The sequence below is a fragment of the Saccharothrix sp. AJ9571 genome (assembly GCF_021725495.1).
Lineage (GTDB): Bacteria > Actinomycetota > Actinomycetes > Mycobacteriales > Pseudonocardiaceae > Amycolatopsis > Amycolatopsis magusensis.
Window position 1 is genome coordinate 2977468 of the sequence record NZ_CP091382.1, and the last position, 16967, is coordinate 2994434.

Here is a 16967-nt window from a genome sequence, read left to right on the forward strand (position 1 = left end):
CATGGACGCCGGTTCTTCGACCGTCGAATACCTCATGGTCACGCTGGTCGCCGTCGCGATCGCCGCGGTGCTCTATTCGCTGGCCACCAGCGACATGGTGGCCGGGCTGCTGGCCGACCTGCTCGAAGGCGCATTGCAGGGGCAGACGTGAGGCCGGGCGACCGTGGCGCGGTGAGCGTGGAGGCGGCCATCGCCCTCAGTGCGCTGACGGCGTTCTTCCTCCTGCTCATCGGTGGCCTGGTGGCCATGGTCGACCAGCTGCGCTGCGCCGACGCGGCACGGGAGGCAGCCCGGCTGGTGGCCCGCGGGCAGCCGGAGTCGGCTGAACGGGCGGTGCGCGAGATCGGGCCGGTCGGTGCCGAGTACGCCGTGCGGCCGGAGGGTGACGCGTTCACCGTCGAGGTGGTGGCGGGCGCCAAGCTCCTGCCGGGGTTGCGGCTGAACGGTCACGCCTACGCGATGTACGAGCCGGAGGTGGCTCATGCGCCGGGATGACGGCGTGGCCACCGTCTGGGCGGCGTCCGTGGTCGCCGCCCTGATGGTCGTGGTGACCGCGCTCTACGGGATCGGCGTGGTGGTGCTCGTCCGCCAGCGGGCGGCGGCAGCCGCCGACCTGGCGGCGCTCGCCGCCGCCGGAGCCGCGGTCGAAGGGGCGGGGGCGGCCTGTGCGAAGGCCGGTGCGGTGGCCGCGAAAATGCGGGTGGAGCTGGCCGGATGCCGGCTCGACCGATGGGACGCGTTGATCGAGACGCGGACCGCGCTGCCCGGTCCGCTGGGCCGATTGCCACCCGCTTCCGGGCGGGCGCGAGCCGGGCCGGTGGACAGCTCGTCGTGAGGTCTGCGACGAACGGCAGGGCTGAACGGTCCCACTGCTCGCGCGTACGGCGAACGGTCACCCGGAGCCACGAGCAGCGGTCGGCCAGGCGCGGTGAGCGGTATCACGTTCTGTTGCGTGCACGTACCACTGTGTGCTTCGGGATCGGTGCCGGAGGGGCGAAAACCGTTGTGGCGGCGAGGAAATGTCCGCTTCCGGTGAACGGGAGGTGTCGCCGAGGCGGCGATTCGGCCGATCTTCGGTTCGCCGGTCCCCGGCGATTCGTTCGTCGTCCGATACGAACCGGCTGTCGCGCCGGTACTTCCGGCCTTGTGCAAGTTGCCGTTTATTGGAGTGCAGAGCCGCTCACGCGGTCAAGCAGCTAGGAGAGCAGGCAGGAATGTTGGACACAGACTGGTCGGATTGCTGGCGCGGTGCCTTCCGCATCGAACTGCGCGCCGAAGCCATCGGACTCGCCGGGCGTGGCTGGCCGGTGCTGCCGGGCACCTACCCGGCGGTGGGGGAGTCGGTGACTGACCAGACCGGGGCCGACCCCGACTGGCAGACCCCGGTTCCGGTGCACCAGAACTGGCAGGACGAGGTCGGTGCCCACCCGCACCGGGTCGCGGCCTGGTGGACCGAGGCGCCGTACAGCCTCCTGGTCGCCACCGGCACCGTGGTCGACGCGGTCGAGGTGGACGACCAGCTGGGCCGCCGCGCGGCCGGTCTGCTGCGCGCACTCGGCCAGCCGGCGCCGATCGTGGCGATGCCGAACGGCCGGTGGCTGTTCCTCACCACCGCCTCGGCCACCGGGTGCCCCGCCGAACTGCGGGACCGCGAGTCGGTCCGGTACCACGGCGAGGGCAGCTGGATCCCGCTCCCGCCGACCCCGTTCGAGCACGGTGTCGTGCACTGGCGGGTCAAGCCCGAGGTTTGGGGCTGGCGACTGCCGGACGCGGCTGTCGTGCACGACGTGCTCTTCCGCGCGCTGGCCGGCGCGCGTGCTCAGCTGGCCGTCGCCGGACCGTCGGCGGCCTGATCGACCCCGTGACCACGCGGGACCTCGTGATGACCAACAGCCCCTAGCACGAGATCCAGCACGGTCACCGCCCCCGCCTTGTCCAGTGGTTCGTTCCCATTCCCGCACTTGGGCGACTGAACACAGGACGGGCACCCCGCCGGGCACTCGCAGGAGACGATCGCCTCCCGCGTAGCGGCCAGCCAAGGGACCAACGCGGCAAAACCGCGATCGGCGAATCCCGCACCCCCGGGATGGCCATCGTGCACGAACACCGTCGCCTCCCCGGTGTCAGCGTGCAGCGCGGTTGACACGCCGCCGATGTCCCAGCGGTCGCACGTAGCGAACAGCGGTAGCAGGCCGATCGCCGCGTGCTCGGCGGCGTGCAGGGCACCGGGGATTCGCGCCGACTCGACCCCGGCGCGACCCGGTGCCCTGCACCCGGCTTCCCGGTCCCCACCGGAGAGCAGGTCGTCAGTGATCGTGTACCAGACGGCCCGCGTGCGCAGCACTTGTTCCGGCAGGTCCAGCGCGACCTGGTCGAGCACCGCGCCCGACGGCAGGCGGCGCAGGTAGCCGATCACCTGCGAGGTCACCGCGACCTCGCCGAGGCAGACGGTCACCCCGCCGAACTCTCGGCGTTCGTGCGTTTCCAGCACGGTGATGTCCACGACCTCCCTGGCCGAGGTGCTCCACTCCGGCTCCTCGGCGTGCACCATCGCCAGGCCGGTCTCCAGGTCCAGCTCGTCGACCACATAGGACGAACCCTGGTGCAGGTACAGCGCGCCGGGGTGCACGGTGTGGCAGGCCGAGCCGGGGTCGACCGTGCCGAGCAGGCGGCCGGTGTCGCCCTCCACCACGGCGATCGGCTCACCGCCGGAGCCGCGGATGTCCACCTGGTGCTGCGGGCGGTCCCGCGAGGTCCAGTACCAGCCGCTCGACCGGCGGCGGAGCACGCGATCGGCGACCAGCGAATCGAGCACCTCGCGGGCGGTGTCGCCGCCGAAGGCGTCCAGCTCGCCGGTGGTCAGCGGCAGTTCGGCGGCCGCGCAGGCCAGTTGCGGGGCCAGCACGTACGGGTTGCCCGGGTCGAGCACGGCTGTCTCGACCGGGCGTTCCAGCACGGCGGCCGGGTGGTGCACGAGGTAGGTGTCCAGCGGGTCGTCGCGGGCGACGAAGACCACCAGTGCCTGGTCACCCGAGCGCCCGGCCCGCCCGGCTTGCTGCCAGAACGAGGCGAGCGTGCCGGGATAACCGGCCAGCACCACGGCGTCCAGGCCGGCGATGTCGACGCCCAGCTCCAGCGCGTTGGTCGTGGCCACGCCGAGCAGGTCACCGTTCAGCAGCGCCTTTTCCAGTGCCCGGCGCTCTTCCGGCAGGTAGCCCGCGCGGTAGGCGGCCACCTTCTCCGGCAGCATCGGATCGACCTCGGCGAGGATGCGGCGGGCGCCGAGCGAGGTCAGTTCCGCGCCGCGGCGGGAGCGGACGAAAGCGAGTGATCGGGCGCCTTCGATGACCATCTCGGCGAGGATGCGCGAGGCCTCGGCACCCGCCGAGCGGCGGACCGGGGCGCCGTTCTCCCCAGCCAGTTCGTCGAGCAGCGGCGGCTCCCACAACGCGACCGTGCGAGCGCCGCGTGGCGAGGCATCTTCGGTGACCGGCACGCAGTCCACCCCGGTGAGCCGCCCGGCGAACTCCGACGGCTCGGCGGTGGTCGCGGAGGCGAGCACGAAAACCGGCGAGGCGCCGTAGTGCCGCGCCACCCGTTGCAGGCGCCGCAACAGCAGCGCGACGTGTGAGCCGAAGACCCCGCGGTAGGTGTGGCATTCGTCGACGACCACGTAGGACAGCTTCCGGAAGAACCGGGCCCAGCGGCCGTGCGCGGACAGGATGCCGCGGTGCAGCATGTCCGGGTTGGTGAAAACCCAGCGCGCGTGCGCGCGGACCCAGTCGCGCTCGACCATCGGGGTGTCGCCGTCGAACGAGGCCGCGCGGACGCCCGGAACGTCCAAAGAGGACACCGTGCGGAGCTGGTCGGCGCCCAGCGCCTTGGTGGGGGAGAGGTACAGCGCACACGCCTTCTCATCGGCGGTCAGCGCGGAGAGCACGGGCAGCTGGTAGGCCAGCGACTTGCCCGAGGCCGTGCCGGTCGCGATCACCACGTGCCGCCCGGACCACGCCGCCTCGGCCGCCTCGATCTGGTGCGTCCACGGCCGCTCGACCCCCGCGGCGGCGAACGGCCCGGTGACCGACTCGGGTGCCCACGACGGCCAGTCGCCGTAGCCGGGCGCGCGGGCGGGCAACTCGGCTACGTGCGTGACCGGGTTCTTCGCCTCCGGGAGGCCGGCGGTGATCCGGGACAGCAGGTGCCGCCCTCGGTCACGGCTCGTCGCTGGTCGCACCCGACGAGCTTCGCACAGTGCACCGACAGTCTCCGGATGTGTGTTGCGGGGCAACAAGAACGGTCAAGTGAGCAAGCTCACGGCCTTCACGGAGCGTGTTCTCGACGGGACGCCTTGCCGACGCCACTCGCTGTACCAATACACTCCGGCGAACCACACCACTTGTGGTGTAGATCCCATGTCGGCGTCGACACGGCTCCCATCGAGCCTGGTCACGCCGATTACAGGCGACATTTCCAGGAGGACGAATGTCCCGGCAGTTCCTCGCGGAGGGCCCAGTGCTCTCCGGAGGTGACTACAGCATCGTGGCTGTGGTCGCCGTGGTCGCCCTTGCCGCACTGGTCGTTGGCTATTTCCTGCTCAAGGAGGTGCTGGCCGCCGGCCAGGGCACCGAGAAGATGCAGGAGATCGCCAAGGCGGTGCAGGAGGGCGCGGCCGCCTACCTCAAGCGCCAGCGCAACACGCTCGCCGTCTTCGGCGTGGTCGTGTTCCTGCTGCTGTTCGCGTTGCCGGCGGAGGACCTGAACGAACGCATCGGCCGTTCGATCTTCTTCCTCGTCGGCGCGGGGTTCTCGTTCGCGATCGGTTATCTCGGCATGTGGCTCGCCACGCAGGCGAATCTCCGGGTCGCGGCCGCGTCGCGCGAGGACGGCGGCAGGGAGAAGGCCATGCGCATCGCCTTCCGCACCGGCGGTGCGGTCGGCATGGCGACGGTCGGTCTCGGCCTGTTCGGTGCCGCGGTCGTCGTGCTGGTGTACGCGGGCCAGGCGCCCAAGGTGCTCGAAGGTTTCGGCTTCGGCGCCGCGCTGATCGCCATGTTCATGCGGGTCGGCGGCGGCATCTTCACCAAGGCCGCCGACGTGGGCGCGGACCTGGTCGGCAAGGTGGAGCAGAACATCCCCGAGGACGACCCCCGCAACGCCGCCACCATCGCCGACAACGTCGGTGACAACGTGGGTGACTGCGCCGGTATGGCCGCGGACCTGTTCGAGTCCTACGCGGTGACCCTGGTCGCCGCGCTCATCCTGGGCAGTGTCGCCTTCGGTGTCGACGGGCTGCTGTTCCCGCTGATCGTGCCCGCCATCGGGGTGATCACCGCGGTGATCGGTGTCTACATCACCAAGGCGAAGGTCGGCGAGAGCGGGCTGACCACGATCAACAAGGCGTTCTACATCTCCGCGTTGATCTCCGCGGTGCTCTCCACCATCGCCGCGTTCGTCTTCCTGCCCGGCAGCTTCGCCGACTTCGGCGCCGAGTTCGCCGCCACCACCGGCAACCCCGCGGTGATCGCCACCTTCTCGGTGATCATCGGCATCGTGCTGGCCGGCGTGATCCTGTGGCTGACCGGCTACTTCACCGGCACCGAGTACAAGCCGGTCAAGGACGTCGGCCAGACCTCGGAAACCGGGGCGGCCACGGTCATCCTGTCCGGCCTGGCGGTCGGTTTCGAGTCGGCCGTCTACACCGCCCTCGTGATCGGCGGCGCGGTGTTCGGCGCCTACCTGCTGGGTGGTTCGGTCGCGTTGTTCGCGGTCGCGCTGGCCGGCACCGGCCTGCTGACCACCGTCGGCGTCATCGTCGCGATGGACACCTTCGGCCCGGTCTCGGACAACGCGCAGGGCATCGCCGAGATGTCCGGTGACGTGGACGAGAAGGCCGCCGGCATCCTCACCGAGCTGGACGCGGTCGGCAACACCACCAAGGCGATCACCAAGGGGATCGCGATCGCCACCGCGGTGCTCGCGGCGACCGCGCTGTTCGGTTCCTACCAGGACTCGATCCGCCAGGCGCTCGAAGGCGTCACCGGCGCGAGCGCGGACGCGATGAAGTGGTTCGTCAGCGACATCGTCAGCCCGAACACGCTGGTCGGTGTGCTGCTCGGTGCCGCGGTGGTGTTCCTGTTCTCCGGGCTGGCCATCAACGCGGTCTCCCGCGCGGCCGGTGCGGTGGTCTACGAGGTGCGCCGCCAGTTCCGCGAGATCCCCGGGATCATGGAGGGCACCACCCGCCCCGAGTACGGCCGGGTGGTCGACATCGTCACCCGCGACTCGCTGCGGGAGCTGACCACCCCGGGTCTGCTCGCGGTGTTCGCGCCGATCGCCGTCGGCTTCGGCCTCGGCACCGGTGCGCTGGCCGGTTACCTGGGCGGCGCGATCGCCACCGGCACGCTGATGGCGGTGTTCCTGGCCAACTCCGGTGGGGCGTGGGACAACGCGAAGAAGCTGGTCGAGGACGGGAACCACGGCGGCAAGGGTTCGCCGGCGCACGAGGCGACCGTCATCGGTGACACCGTCGGTGACCCGTTCAAGGACACCGCCGGCCCGGCGATCAACCCGCTGATCAAGGTGATGAACCTGGTCTCGCTGCTGATCGCGCCCGCGGTCGTGCAGTTCTCCATCGGCGAGGACGCTTCGCTGGGCATCCGGCTGGCCATCTCGCTGGTCGCGGTGGCGATCATCGTGGTGGCCATCGTGGTGTCGAAGCGGCGGAGCACCTCCATCACCGACACCTCGAACGACGCGGAGCCTGCCAAGGCTTCCTGACCGCGCTCGAACCGACGGGCCCGTCCGCACAACGGTGTGCGGACGGGCCCGTTTCCACGTGTGGCGGAGGCGGCCCAGCGCGCTGCGCCGATCGGAGTACGCTCAGCGCCCTCGTCTGCACACCCCGAATCGAAGGAGCACAGATGAGGCAGAAGGCCTCGCGCCTCGCCATCGCCACCGCCGGACTCGGCCTGGCCCTGTCCCTCACCGCCTGCGGTGCCGACCAGCCCGCGACGAACAACACGGCCGCGCCCACCCCGGCGCCGTCCGCCACGTCGCCCGCTCCCTCTTCCGCCGAGGCCGGCGCGGCCACCGGTGCCTGGGTCAACGACTTCTGCGGGGCGCTGTCCCCGCTGGCCGAACTCGGCCAGTTGCAGCCACCGCAGATGCAGCCCGGCGACCTCGCGGGCGCGCGCAGCGCGGTGGGCGACTTCCTCGGCAAGATCGAGGGCAGCGTCGGCCCGGTGGTCGACGACCTCGAGAAGCTGGGCACGGCCCCGATGCAGGCCGGTGAGGACGCGAAGGCCTCGGTGCTGGAGCTGTTCAAGCCGGTGCGCGACGAGGCCAAGTCGGCCAAGGAGAAGCTGGACGCCGCGCCCGCCAGTGACGCCAGCGCGGTGAAGGAAGCGGCGACCAGCCTGCAGAACGTCGGCCAGGGGCTGCAGAAGGCCAGCACCGGCATGTCCTCGGCGAAGGGCACGGCCGAGGTCGAGGCCGCGGGCAAGGACCAGCCGAACTGCCAGAAGCTCAACGGCTGACCCAGTTCGTCCACGGGGGTCCGGTCAGGCAGAAATTTGCCAACCGGGCCCCCAATGGGTTGCGAACACCTCTGGGCGCTGTACCGTCGGATGCGGCTTTGCCCCCGGTGTCACAGGAGGTGTAGGCGTTGCGGCCCCGGATGGGTGTTTTCGCCGTGGTGATGGGTGTTGGCGTGCTGCTGGGTGCCTGCGGGCAGCCGTCCGGCGAGAACGGGACCGGAACGCTGGTCCAACCGGGAGCGCAGCCGCGGTCCGCGCCGGAAGGCGATCGAGCGGTGACCTGGACCAACCAGTACTGCGGTGCGGTGGTGGGCCTCCTGGAGACGATGGCCGGGATGCCGCGGGTGGATCCGACCAGCCCGCAGAGCGCCGCGAGCACGGCCAGCGAGATGCTCGGCACGCTGGTCGGCGGCCTGGACCGCACGCTGGTGAACCTCAACGGCCTGCCCGCCTCGCCCGCGCCGGGTGGCGACGAGGTCAAGCAGGCGGCCGTGAACAGCTACACCGGCATCCGCGAACGCGTGCAGCACGCCAAGAACCAGTTGGACACCGCCGGACCGGGCACGAAGGACGGCCAGGCGGCCATCAGCGAAGCGGGCAACGCCCTCGAAGAGATCGCGAAAGCCGACCTGCTCAGCGGCCTCTCCGCTTCGCCGGTTCTGCGGACCGCCAGCCGACAGGCCCCGACCTGCGGTTCCCTGACCGGCGAGAGCAGTTCGCCCAGCCTCGCCACCCCGCCGCCGCCGACGGCCTGAGTCCCGGCGAGCCCGGAAGCCGTAGCGGCGCGGTTACTATCCATACTCGAACGAGTGTTCTAAACTGCCCGCGTGCGGCAGATCTCGTTCTTCTCCGTGGAAGCGAGTGGGCCACAGCTGTCCGACCTCGCGGGGGTGCTCTGTGCGCAGGGCAGGCCGACCGCCTTCGGGCGGACGGCGGCGCGCCTGCAGGTTGTCGTCGAGCAGCCGTGGCGGGCGCGGCTGCTCGCGGCCGAACTCGCCTGGCGTGGCGTCCGGGTCACGCTGACCCGGGCCGAATGCGGGAGTCCGCTGGTCCGCACGGCCTTCCAGGTCGACCTGCTGCCGATGGCGAACGCCTGGCTGGACGGTGACGAGAAGGTCGTGCCGCCGGGGTTCCGGCTCGACGGCGGAATGCTCCGGCTCTGGGCGCTGGCCGCCGGGCGCAACGAGTCCCGCGGCTACTTCTTCCCGTTCGATCCCGAGGTCCCGCGAACGCATGCGCCGCTCACCGCCGCGCTGGCGGCGGTGGGGGTGCCGGGGTCGGTGGTGGGCCCGCGCGGCGGCGGTCCGGCGGTGCGGGTGACCGGCAGGCGGCGGCTGGACACGCTCACCGAACTGATCGGGGATCCGCCGCCCGGCGCCGAAGCGCTGTGGCCGGGCGGCGTGATCGAAACCCCGGTCGAAAACCCCGCGGCCGCTATGGCCTGAACAGTGAAAACTTCGGCTTGGGCAAGTCGCAACCGGGCCGGCTCAGGTCCACGCGGCTGCCCTCGCCGACGCACGCCGGGATGTGGTGGGTCTGCTGCCCGTAGTTCGTGCCCTCGCGCACGGTCACGTTGCCCTGCTCGTCCACCTCGCAGGGGTTGTTCATGGTGCACTCTTGGCCCGACTCGTTGCCGGTGTTGTTCACCCCGACGACCTTGCCGCTGCCGGCGTCCACGATCGGCGAGCCCGAGGTGCCGCCGATGGTCTGGCACTCCGGCGTGTACCGGATCGAGTCCCGCCAGGTCCAGTCGCCTTCGCGCAGTTCGTGCACGAATCCGTCCACGGAACAACGGTAGATCTTCTGCCAGTAGCCGGAGACCACGCTGATGGCCGTACCGGCGCTCGGCCGCTCGGCCAGTTCGAGCGCGGAGATCCCGTACGACTGCTCTATCTGGGTGTAACTGACGTCGAGACGGTAGAGCGCGGCGTCGGTGCCGGTCATGGTGGCGTACTCCAACCGGTTGGCCCGCAGTTGCCCGACTGCGCCGCTGCCGTCCGCCGAGAGCAGGGAGAAGGTGCGTGTGGACGGCTGGTCGACGAGCACCTCACCGGCGTCCGGGAAACCCTCTTCCAGGCAGTGGCCGTTGGTCAGGACGAGTGCGGGGTCGTCCGCGGCCGCGGTGGCGGTCTTCACCACCGAGCCGGAGCAGTTCGACAGCGCGACCGCGCCGGCGAAGTCGACGGCGGTGCTCGCCACCGCCGGGAGCGCGCTGACCAGCGCGAATCCGGCTGTCACGGCGAAGGTGGCGCCCAGCAGGCGTCGGATCATCGGGAATACCTTTCCGGTGGGGCGTCAGTGCCAACGCAGAGGGTAGGCGATCGATTACTCAGGGGCCGATGGTTATTCCGGTGGACGATGTGTGTTAGCTCTGGAAAGGGAAACGTCCACGGCCCGTCGGCCGATGCGCTGGACGTGCGGTAATCGGCGTGTTGCGCCACCTGTGCGGACACGAACGGGCGGTGGCGTGCACACTGGCGGGTCGAACAGGCGTCACGGTGACGGCGGCGAGGGATGAGCGGAGAGCGGAACAGCGTGGCTGGATCGACACGGACGAAGAAGACTGCGGGCAGCGATGGCGCCGCGGGCGGCCGGGCGACGAGCCGCGGCACCGGGAGCAACGGCGCCGTGCGGCGCCTGGTGATCGTCGAGTCGCCGACCAAGGCCCGCAAGATCGCGCCCTACCTCGGCCGCGACTACGTCGTGGAGTCCTCGGTCGGCCACATCCGTGACCTCCCGCGTGGGGCCGCCGACGTGCCCGCCCAGTACAAGGGCGAGTCGTGGGCCCGCCTCGGCGTGGACGTGGACAACGACTTCAAGGCCCTCTACGTGGTCACCCCGGACAAGAAGTCCAAGGTGAGCGAGCTGAAGAACCTGCTCAAGGACGTCGACGAGCTCTACCTCGCCACGGACCCCGACCGCGAGGGCGAGGCGATCGCCTGGCACCTGCTGGAGACGCTCAAGCCCAAGGTGCCGGTGCGGCGCATGGTCTTCCACGAGGTCACCGAGCAGGCCATCCAAGCCGCCGCGGCCAGCACCCGCGAACTGGACGGCGACCTGGTCGACGCCCAGGAGACCCGCCGCATCCTGGACCGGCTCTACGGCTACGAGGTCTCGCCCGTGCTGTGGAAGAAGGTCATGCCGAAGCTCTCGGCGGGCCGCGTGCAGTCGGTGGCGACCCGGATCGTGGTCGAGCGCGAGCGCGAGCGGATGCGCTTCACTTCGGCGTCGTACTGGGACATCTCCGCGACCATGGACGCGGGCCCGGACGCTTCGCCGCAGACCTTCCCGGCGCGGCTGCTCTCGGTCGACGGCTCCCGCCTGGCGACCGGCCGTGACTTCGGCCCGGACGGACAGCTCAAGGCGTCCGCCTCCGAGGTGCGCATCCTCGACGAGACCGGGGCGAACCAGCTCGCGCAGGCCCTGCGCGACCAGGCGTTCGCCGTCTCGAGCGTGGAGGAGAAGCCGTACACCCGGCGGCCCTACGCGCCGTTCATGACCTCGACGCTGCAGCAGGAAGCCGGGCGCAAGCTGCGGTTCTCCTCGGAGCGCACCATGCGCACCGCCCAGCGGCTGTACGAAAACGGCTACATCACCTACATGCGTACCGACTCCACGACGCTGTCGGAGACGGCGATCCAGGCGGCACGCAGCCAGGCGGCGCAGCTGTACGGCAAGGACCACGTGGCCGACAAGCCGCGCCAGTACACCCGCAAGGTGAAGAACGCGCAGGAGGCCCACGAGGCGATCCGCCCGGCCGGTGAGGTGTTCCGCACCCCCGGTCAGGTCGCCGGTGAGCTGGAGACCGACGAGTTCCGGCTGTACGAGCTGATCTGGCAGCGGACCATCGCCTCGCAGATGGCCGACGCCAAGGGCACCACGATGTCGGTCCGGATCACCGGCAACGCGACCTCCGGCGAGGAGTGCGTGTTCTCCGCGTCGGGCCGCACGATCACCTTCGCCGGGTTCCTCAAGGCCTACGTCGAGGCGGTCGACACCGAGACCGGTGGCGAGGCCGACGACAAGCAGAGCCGCCTGCCGCAGCTGGTCAAGGACCAGGCGGTGACCGCGACCGAGCTGAGCCCGGACGGCCACACCACCTCGCCGCCGGCGCGGTACTCGGAGCCGAGCCTGGTCAGCAAGCTCGAAGAACTGGGCATCGGCCGCCCGTCCACCTACGCCTCGATCATCAAGACCATCCAGGACCGCGGGTACGTCTGGAAGAAGGGCTCCGCGCTGGTGCCCTCGTGGGTGGCCTTCGCGGTGATCGGCCTGATGGAGCGGCACTTCGAGCGGCTGGTCGACTACGACTTCACCGCCGGCATGGAGGACGAGCTCGACCGCATCGCCGCCGGTGACGAGCAGCGCACGCAGTGGCTGTCGAAGTTCTACTTCGGCGGCGACATGGGCGTGGACGGCTCGATCGGCCGGCTCGGCGGGCTGAAGAAGCTGGTCGAGGGCAGCGTCGAGGACATCGATGCGCGGGAGATCAACTCGATCCCGCTGTTCAACGACGACGAGGGCCGGACCGTGGTGGTCCGCGTCGGCCGCTACGGGCCGTACCTCGAGCGCGAGGTCGACGGCGCGTCGCAGCGCGCGAACCTGCCCGAGGACCTGCCGCCGGACGAGCTGACCACCGAGATCGCGGAGAAGCTGTTCTCCACCCCGCAGGAGGGGCGGTCGCTGGGCACCGACCCGGTCAGCGGGCACGAGATCGTGGCCAAGGAAGGCCGTTTCGGGCCGTACGTGACCGAGGTGCTGCCCGAGCCGGAGCCGCTGCCCGAGGACGCGACGGCCGCGCAGAAGAAGGCCGCGAAGGCGAAGCAGCCGAAGCCGCGCACCGGTTCGCTGTTCAAGTCGATGTCGATCGAGACGATGACCCTGGAGGACGCGCTCAAGCTGCTGTCGCTGCCCAGGGTGGTCGGCAAGGACCCGGAGTCCGGCGACGAGATCACCGCGCAGAACGGGCGCTACGGGCCGTACCTGAAGAAGGGCACCGACTCGCGGTCGCTGGAGACCGAGGACCAGCTGTTCTCGGTCACCCTCGAAGAGGCGCTGAAGATCTACGCGGAGCCGAAGCGCCGGGGACGGCAGGCCGCCGCGAAGCCGCCGCTCAAGGAACTGGGCGACGACCCGGTGTCGAAGAAGCCGATGGTGGTCAAGGACGGCCGCTTCGGCCCCTACGTCACCGACGGTGAGTACAATGCGACGCTGCGCAAGACGGACAGCATCGAGTCGCTGACCGCCGAGCGGGCCGCGGAACTGCTCGCCGAGAAGCGGGCGAAGGGCCCGGCGCCGAAGAAGAAGGCTCCGGTCAAGCGCAAGGCACCGGCGAAGAGCACCACGACGAAGGCGAAGTCGACGGCCAAGTCCAAGAGCTGAGTCCGGGCGGGCCGGGTCCGGTGGGCGGAAAACCTCGCCCATTGGGCGGATTCGGCCCGCTCGATCGTGGATACCCTGGAGGGTGACCCTTGTCAGGGACCACGAGGAGTGTGCGGTGGCCGACGGAAAGCTGTACGACGGCGACGGGACCCAGCCCCCGCCTCCGCCTTCGGCGTTCGCCGACCCGATGACCGGCCTGGCCGGTTCCGCCGATGGCGGATCGGCGGCCGACGACGTGGAGCGGATGGAGATCGCCCAGCCGATCCAGCCGGACGCCGAGGCGGTCCGGGAGATGGTCCGCGCGGCGATGGCCAACGAGCCGGACCTGTTCGGCCCCCGGACCTCACCCGAAGCCGGGGCCACCCCGCCACCGCCCGCGCAGGAGCCACCCACGCCGGCGACCGGGCTGCAGGCGCCGATGGGGGTGATCCCGCGCCAGCGCACCTGGCCGGTCCGGCCGCAGAACCTGATCCGGCAGCGCCTGCGTGGTGCCCGGCAGTCCGCCGCGCAGAAAGCACCCAGGGCACCGCGGCCGCGGACGCCCGCTTCGCGCGGTTCCGCGGGCGTGGCGATCGCCGTGGTGCTGCTGATCCTGTTCGTGGTGATCGCGATCCAGCTGGTCTCCAGCCTCGTCAGCGGGATCGCCGGGATCTTCACCTGATCCTTCCCGCCGCACCCTCCTGCCGCGCCTCTCAGCCGACCCCGGCTACGCTGACCCGCGAATGCCGGGGGATCCGTCGTGCGAGGTGGGGCAAACAGTGAGGGAACGGGCGTGACCGCGGAGGCGGACGCGAAACCGTCGGCGAACACGTCGACGATCTACCGCGCGCGCCGGGTGCTCGCGATCAAGCCCTTCCGGCGGCTCTGGGGCGTCACCGGTTTCTGCAGCACCGCGGACTGGCTGCAACTGCTCGCGGTCTCCGCGCTGGCCAGCAACATGGCCAGCGGGTACATCGCGAAGAACTTCGCCTTCACCAGCGTGATCTTCACCAGCCTGATCCCCGGCCTGCTGTTCGCGCCGCTGGGCGGGCTGCTCGCGGACCGGTTCGACCGCCGCAAGGTGATGGTGGTCGCCGACATCTTCCGCGCCGGGCTGCTGCTGTCCATCGTGCTGGTGGACACGCTGTGGTGGATCTACGCCGCGATCTTCCTGCTGAACTGCGCGGCGAGCATGTGGATCCCGTCGAAGGACGCGGCGGTGCCGAACCTGCTGCGCCGCCCCGAGCAGGTGGAGACGGCCAACCAGCTCGGCCTGGTGATGACCTACGGCGTGGCGGTGCTCTTCGGCGCCGGGCTGTTCACCGTGATCACCGGGGTGCGCACCACCTTCCACCTGCCGGACGACCTGCTCGGCGCGAACGGGGTGATCAAGCTCGGCATCATCATCGCCGCGCTGTTCTACCTGATCAGCTGCCTGAGCATCGCCTTCCGGATCCCCGAGCTGTCGCTGCGGAACGTGCACGCCGCGCCCCGGCGCAGCGAATTGGCCAAGCCTGCCGACGAGCAGCCCGGCTTCTTCCAGATGATCAAGGAAGCAGGCGGCTACATCCGCACCACACCGCTGGTGCGCGGCCTGCTGATCGGCATGATGGGCGCGTTCGCCGCCGGTGGGGCCGTGGTCGGTTCCGCGCAGACCTACGCATCGAGCCTGCTCGGTGGCGAGTCCGCCTGGGGTCTGCTGCTCATCTCGGTGTTCCTCGGCCTGATCGCCGGCATGGTCGGCGCGCCGAAGCTGGCGCGGCGGCTGCCGCACGACCGGCTGTTCGGCGTCGCCATCGTGCTCGCCGGGCTGGCGCTGATCCTGGTCGCGCTCTCCCCGCACCTGGCCGTGTCGATGATCGTGGTCGCGGTGGTCGGCGCCTGCGCCGGCGCGGCCTTCCTGACCGGTGTGACGATCATCGGCTCGCAGATCGACGACGCCATCCGCGGCCGGATCAACGCGATCTACCAGTCCATGCTCAAGGTGGTGCTCGGCGGTTCGATGGCGTTGGTGCCGCTGCTGGTCGGCCTGATGCAGCCGCGCGAGGTCAACGTGTGGGGTGGCACGATCCTCGTCAACGGCACGCGCCCGGTGATGCTCGGCGGCGGCTTGCTGGCCGCTCTTGTCGGGGTCATCGCCTATCGTCAGATGGACTCACGCCGGAGCGAGCCGATCCTGTCCGACCTGCGCAACGCGCTGCGCCGCCGCCCGCGGCGGGTGAACGGGCTGCTGATCGCGGTGGAGGGCACCACGGCGACGGACACCGCCAGCCAAGCGGCGAAGCTGGCCGAATGGCTCGACGGCGGGCCGCGCACGGTGGTGCTCGCGGCCGACCCGGCGCTGGACGAGCAGCGGCTCGAAGCGCTGCTGTCCGGGGCGTCGCTGTCGGGCGCGCGGGCGCAGGCGCTGGCCGCGGCGGCGGTCCGCGCGGACATCGTGGAGCGGGACGTGCAGCCCGCGCTGGACGCCGGATCGGTGGTGGTGATGGAGCGGTTCGTCGACTCGCCGCTCGCGCACCTGTCCGCGGTGGCCGGGCTGGACGCGGAGGAGTTCGAAGGACTGGCCGACTGGGCGACCGGGCAGCTGCGCCCGGACGTGACGGTGCTGCTGGACGCCGCGCCCGACGTGGTCACCGAACCCACCCAGAAGCACGTGACGGACCAGCAGTGGCGCGTGCAGCACGTGCTCACGGAACTGGCTTCGGCCGATCCGGAGCGGTACGTGGTGGTCGACGCCGAAGGTACCGAGGACGAGGTCAGCGAACGGGTGCGGACGGCCGTGCGGGCGGTGCTGGTGGGGCCGTACGCCGGGCTGGCGCCCGTGGTGGTGGAGGAGGGCACGGCGTGACTTCCGGCGTCTGGTCGCAATTGGTGGGCCAGGAGCCCGCGGTCGAGGTGCTCTCCGCGGCGGCGGCTTCCGCCGCGAAGCTGGTCGACGGGGAGACAACGGCGGCGGGCGCGATGACGCACGCCTGGCTGTTCACCGGCCCGCCGGGGTCGGGGCGGTCGGTCTCGGCGCGCACCTTCGCCGCCGCGCTGCAGTGCATCATCGGCGTCGGCTGCGGGGAGTGCCCCGGCTGCCGCACGGCGCTGGCTGGCACGCACGCGGACGTGAAGCTGGTGGTGCCGGAGGGCCTGTCGATCTCGGTGGCCGAAATGCGGGCGCTGGTGCAGGCGGCTGCCCGGCGCCCGACCACCGGGCGCTGGCAGGTGGTGATCATCGAAGACGCCGACCGGCTCACCGAGGGCGCGGCGAACGCGCTGCTCAAGGCGGTCGAGGAACCGCCGGAGCGCACGGTGTTCGTGCTCTGCGCGCCGTCGGACCACCCGGAGGACATCTCGGTGACCATCCGGTCGCGGTGCCGGCTGGTGAACCTGCGCACGCCGCCGGCGGCCGCGATCGCCGAGGTGCTGATCCAGCGTGACGGGGTGCCGCCGGAGCGCGCGGAGTGGGCCGCTTCGGTGTGCGGCGGGCACGTCGGCCGCGCGCGGCGGCTGGCCACGGACGAGAACGCGCGCGAACGGCGAGAGTCCGTGTTGCGCATCCCACTGGGCCTGCGGACCCCGTCGGACGTGTTCACCTGCGCCGACGGGCTGATCAAGGTCGCCGAGGCCGACGCGTCCGAGGAGAGCAAGGTCCGCGACGATTCCGAGAAGGCCGAACTGCGCACCGCGATGGGCGGTGACGCGACCGGCAAGGGGCTCGGTGGCGCGAAGCGGGCCGCGGAAGCCGCGGTGAAGGCGCTGGAGAAGAAGCAGAAGTCGCGCTCGACGCGGACCCAGCGCAATACGCTCGACCTGGCGCTGATCGACCTGGCCGGGTTCTACCGCGACGTGCTGGTCACGCTGAGCCGGTCCGGGGCGTCGCTGACGCACCCCGACCGGGCCAACGACATCACCGCCGCCGCGCGCCAGTGGTCACCGGAATCGACGCTGCGGCGGCTGGAAGCGGTGCTGGAATGCCGCGAGGCGATCGAGTGGAACGTGAAGCCGCGCATCGCCATCGAGGCCATGGTCACCACCCTGCGCCAGGGCTGATGCCGTGAATGTGGCTTTCACGGCACATTCCGC

At 70.9% G+C, this 16967-nt stretch carries 14 protein-coding genes; 12 read left to right on the forward strand and 2 right to left on the reverse strand.

What is annotated here, in order from left to right:
- Window position 1: 1 nt before the first annotated feature.
- The 4 genes from L3Q67_RS13310 (at window position 2) to L3Q67_RS13325 (ending at window position 1853) form a co-directional block, all read left to right on the forward strand.
- Window positions 2–151 carry a DUF4244 domain-containing protein gene (locus L3Q67_RS13310; RefSeq protein ID WP_209663015.1) on the forward strand — a complete coding sequence of 50 codons (150 nt, stop codon included), beginning with the start codon at window positions 2–4 and terminating at the stop codon, window positions 149–151.
- 20 nt (window positions 152–171) lie between these two features.
- Window positions 172–495 carry a TadE family type IV pilus minor pilin gene (locus L3Q67_RS13315; protein WP_499189791.1) on the forward strand — a complete coding sequence of 108 codons (324 nt, stop codon included), beginning with the start codon at window positions 172–174 and terminating at the stop codon, window positions 493–495.
- Entirely contained in the window at window positions 482–835 is a 354-nt protein-coding gene (locus L3Q67_RS13320) for an Rv3654c family TadE-like protein (RefSeq protein ID WP_499189792.1), read from the forward strand. The genes L3Q67_RS13315 and L3Q67_RS13320 overlap by 14 nt, the downstream gene beginning before the upstream one ends.
- A 379-nt stretch (window positions 836–1214) precedes the next feature.
- A complete protein-coding gene (locus tag L3Q67_RS13325; RefSeq protein WP_499189793.1) occupies window positions 1215–1853 on the forward strand; it encodes a bifunctional DNA primase/polymerase in 639 nt (212 codons plus the stop codon).
- Here the strand turns inward: L3Q67_RS13325 and L3Q67_RS13330 are convergent.
- A complete protein-coding gene (locus L3Q67_RS13330) occupies window positions 1820–4234 on the reverse strand; it encodes a DEAD/DEAH box helicase (RefSeq protein ID WP_499189794.1) in 2415 nt (804 codons plus the stop codon). The genes L3Q67_RS13325 and L3Q67_RS13330 overlap by 34 nt on opposite strands.
- Before the next feature lie 248 nt (window positions 4235–4482).
- Between L3Q67_RS13330 and L3Q67_RS13335 the strand changes: the two genes are divergently transcribed.
- From L3Q67_RS13335 to L3Q67_RS13350, 4 genes are all read left to right on the forward strand, one after another.
- Window positions 4483–6777: a proton/sodium-translocating pyrophosphatase gene (locus L3Q67_RS13335; RefSeq protein ID WP_499189795.1), complete on the forward strand. Its 2295-nt coding sequence runs from the start codon at window positions 4483–4485 to the stop codon at window positions 6775–6777.
- 143 nt (window positions 6778–6920) lie between these two features.
- On the forward strand, window positions 6921–7535 hold the full coding sequence (locus L3Q67_RS13340) for a hypothetical protein (RefSeq protein ID WP_499189796.1): 615 nt from the start codon (window positions 6921–6923) through the stop codon (window positions 7533–7535).
- A gap of 128 nt (window positions 7536–7663) precedes the next feature.
- Window positions 7664–8290, forward strand: coding sequence for a hypothetical protein (locus tag L3Q67_RS13345; RefSeq protein WP_499189797.1), 627 nt, complete (start codon window positions 7664–7666; stop codon window positions 8288–8290).
- Window positions 8291–8362: 72 nt separating this feature from the next.
- Window positions 8363–8980, forward strand: a complete 618-nt coding sequence (locus L3Q67_RS13350) for a hypothetical protein (RefSeq protein WP_499189798.1) — start codon at window positions 8363–8365, stop codon at window positions 8978–8980.
- Here L3Q67_RS13350 and L3Q67_RS13355 read toward each other — a convergent pair.
- The gene (locus L3Q67_RS13355) at window positions 8970–9806 is read right to left on the reverse strand and encodes a S1 family peptidase (RefSeq protein WP_499189799.1); all 837 of its coding nucleotides are present in this window, start codon (window positions 9804–9806) and stop codon (window positions 8970–8972) included. The genes L3Q67_RS13350 and L3Q67_RS13355 overlap by 11 nt on opposite strands.
- Before the next feature lie 243 nt (window positions 9807–10049).
- Here L3Q67_RS13355 and topA point away from each other — a divergent pair, with 243 nt between their 5' ends.
- The 4 genes from topA to L3Q67_RS13375 all read left to right on the forward strand — a co-directional run bounded on the left by topA (window position 10050) and on the right by L3Q67_RS13375 (window position 16934).
- Entirely contained in the window at window positions 10050–12917 is a 2868-nt protein-coding gene (gene topA, locus L3Q67_RS13360; RefSeq protein WP_499189800.1) for a type I DNA topoisomerase, read from the forward strand.
- A gap of 115 nt (window positions 12918–13032) precedes the next feature.
- A complete protein-coding gene (locus L3Q67_RS13365) occupies window positions 13033–13578 on the forward strand; it encodes a hypothetical protein (protein ID WP_499189801.1) in 546 nt (181 codons plus the stop codon).
- Between the two features lie 111 nt (window positions 13579–13689).
- Entirely contained in the window at window positions 13690–15744 is a 2055-nt protein-coding gene (locus L3Q67_RS13370; RefSeq protein ID WP_499189802.1) for a bifunctional MFS transporter/dTMP kinase, read from the forward strand.
- Window positions 15741–16934: a DNA polymerase III subunit delta' gene (locus tag L3Q67_RS13375; protein ID WP_499189803.1), complete on the forward strand. Its 1194-nt coding sequence runs from the start codon at window positions 15741–15743 to the stop codon at window positions 16932–16934. The genes L3Q67_RS13370 and L3Q67_RS13375 overlap by 4 nt, the downstream gene beginning before the upstream one ends.
- Window positions 16935–16967 lie beyond the last annotated feature (33 nt).

Bases quoted from the DNA above. Each gene is read 5' to 3' on its own strand.
- L3Q67_RS13310 (WP_209663015.1), top strand. From the start codon at position 2: ATGGACGCCGGTTCTTCGACCGTCGAATACCTCATGGTCACGCTGGTC.
- L3Q67_RS13320 (WP_499189792.1), top strand. From the start codon at position 482: ATGCGCCGGGATGACGGCGTGGCCACCGTCTGGGCGGCGTCCGTGGTC.
- L3Q67_RS13325 (WP_499189793.1), top strand. From the start codon at position 1,215: ATGTTGGACACAGACTGGTCGGATTGCTGGCGCGGTGCCTTCCGCATC.
- L3Q67_RS13335 (WP_499189795.1), top strand. From the start codon at position 4,483: ATGTCCCGGCAGTTCCTCGCGGAGGGCCCAGTGCTCTCCGGAGGTGAC.
- L3Q67_RS13340 (WP_499189796.1), top strand. From the start codon at position 6,921: ATGAGGCAGAAGGCCTCGCGCCTCGCCATCGCCACCGCCGGACTCGGC.
- L3Q67_RS13355 (WP_499189799.1), bottom strand. From the start codon at position 9,806: ATGATCCGACGCCTGCTGGGCGCCACCTTCGCCGTGACAGCCGGATTC.
- topA (WP_499189800.1), top strand. From the start codon at position 10,050: ATGAGCGGAGAGCGGAACAGCGTGGCTGGATCGACACGGACGAAGAAG.